This window comes from Vibrio sp. 10N.222.52.B12, from assembly GCF_002875385.1.
Taxonomy (GTDB): Bacteria; Pseudomonadota; Gammaproteobacteria; order Enterobacterales; family Vibrionaceae; genus Vibrio; species Vibrio jasicida.
Genome location: NZ_MDAW01000045.1, coordinates 1 through 2,174 on the forward strand (window position 1 = coordinate 1; position 2,174 = coordinate 2,174).

1 protein-coding gene and 1 pseudogene are annotated in these 2,174 nt (G+C 37.8%); one reads left to right on the forward strand and one right to left on the reverse strand.

The features are described from left to right. Positions 1 to 19 precede the first annotated feature (19 nt). Positions 20 to 394: pseudogene (locus tag BCT11_RS03260) on the reverse strand (phage integrase N-terminal SAM-like domain-containing protein); the annotation flags it as partial. 783 nt (positions 395 to 1,177) lie between these two features. Between BCT11_RS03260 and BCT11_RS03270 the strand changes: the two are divergent. Beyond that, positions 1,178 to 2,041 (forward strand): hypothetical protein, encoded by an 864-nt coding sequence (locus BCT11_RS03270; RefSeq protein WP_102387091.1) that lies wholly within the window; start codon positions 1,178 to 1,180, stop codon positions 2,039 to 2,041. Positions 2,042 to 2,174: the final 133 nt, after the last annotated feature.

The following is a 2,174-nucleotide window of genomic DNA, read 5'->3' on the forward strand; positions in this document are numbered from 1 at the left end:
TTTATCCCGAGTTCAGGTTATGTAGTTTGTATTTTGGATCGATATGCTGAACGAAGCGCCTTACTTCAGCTTTCGTTAACACTACTGGCAGTTTCTTTTCTGTCAGAGACTTTTGAAAACGCATATCAAGCGAAAGTGGCGTTCTAAAATACTCACGGTACAAGAAAGAGATGGCATTTAGGGCGAGCGCCTGTGTTTTTACGGCGACTTTTTCATCTATCGCTAAATGGCTGAGAAAGCGTTCAACATCGTTTTCAGCTAATTTAGACGGATGAGCGAGCTGGTGGAATACGATGAATCGTTTGATCCAAAAGATGTAACTCTCAATGGTTTTCTTCGCATAGTGACGAGCGATCATATGTTCTTTTATGCTAAGCAAAAACTGACTTTTCATAACTAAATTCACATGGGTATTTATACAGTTCTATAAACTTAGCGTCTCACATCTAATTAGGCTTCACCACGCCGTCTAATTGCGTGGTTGAGCACACAGATTCATACTGATTTTCTATTTGTTTCATAAAGATAAGTGCTAGCATGCAGTTTTCTTTTGGAATGAAAGAAGGCGGTAGTGTGCCTGAAAAGGCAGCATAGAGCCGTATAGAAAGCGTTATGTGTTTGATGAGTTTTTAAGGTCAAAGCTACGATTTCATTGAGAATTCGTTCTGTATTTTCGGCAGGCTGGCTTGGTCGAAATGGATTCTTGAACAACCTGAGAGTTATCGTTTTCAAGGTTCTTGGGTTGCCTCAATTTAGTTTTGGATCTGTTTTGTGTTGAATTTCGTCAGTTTCAAATCGCTTTAATTGAAATGTCTTTTTGACTGATTCACTTGCTGAAATTCAGCTCTGAAATTCTGGTGAAGCAAAAGGTTTTGTTGTGGCTGAAAGGGCGCTTTCTTTGTTGTTGATTCTGTAAGTGGCTCTCTTTTGCTAAGATCGCTGTGAAATTTAGGTTTTGGTAAGCATTGGTTTTTACGTAACTTATTCAAATTCCTTCATTTCTACGGTGGTTTACTTTGAATTCCCGGTAAAATTCACATAACAAGCAATTCAAGTGGATTCTCAACGCGTGGCAGTTTTACTATGCGTCAGGTAAAGTGCTTTACGGTGCAATGCAGCGGCTTGGTCAGTGCGTTGTTCACCACTTAATTGGGCGTTATGTTGTACGGAGAAAATGATGAATACCCATATTTTGCTGAAATTGGAGGAGCAGTGCGGCGTAAGAAAAGTGCTTTCTTATGAATCACAGCGAGCAGTGTTTGAAGATGAATATAAGCATATTAAAGAACTTGAAAGTAATGTGTCATTTTTTCGTATTTTTTGCTTTGCCTGGAAAAGTATTGAAACTAACTTAAAAACTCTCGAGGCGGAAGTCATTAAGTTTTCAGGTAGTATGTCAGGCACGACAGTTGTAACTAGGGTAAGTTACCAGCATATCGATAATATCAGCCAGATTTATACATGTATATGTAACTTTCTTTCATCCGCGAATCTTTTAATATCACTAATGGAGAAAAATTCACTAAGTGAAGACATAAAAGATAAGTGGATAAACAAAAAAAGACAGCTTCATTTACAGAATTACTGTTATCGTATTTGTTATGAGTTGAGGAATCACTCTCAACATGCAGGTGTCCCCATTTCTTCGATAAACGTTAGTAATTTGAACGATGATCAAGAAACTCAAGTTAGCCTCCTTCTTGAAAAAGATGAGATCTTAAATAGTTCTCAATGTACAAAGAACTTGCGAAAGTATGTGAATGAAGCAGAAGGCGACATTGATGTATATGCAAATATTGTAGAGTTTGTTGAAGTACTAAGGCAGTTACTTAGGTTTTTCTTTGAACTCAACGATGAATTCTACCAACCAATAGTTGGTTATTACGAGGTCTATTCGGAATATGTTAAATCACATACGAATGAATGCTTGATTTTAGTTCCTCGTGGAACCCATGAAAAAGACATTTTAGATGTCTACGAACGCTTAGACTTGAGCACGTGTAAGTGGGTGCTTGATACATTTACATACAATCCAACATAACAAGCAATTTAAGAGGGATTCACAACGCTTGGCATTTTTGATTTCACTTCAAATTTAGTGTTTATGGCACAATGCTTTGGGTAGAGTGGTAGCGTTGCTCACCCCTTAATTGGGCGTTAGGTTTTTTCGGTAA

Coding starts and splice junctions, on each gene's coding strand:
- BCT11_RS03270 (WP_102387091.1), top strand. CDS start 1,178: ATGAATACCCATATTTTGCTGAAATTGGAGGAGCAGTGCGGCGTAAGA.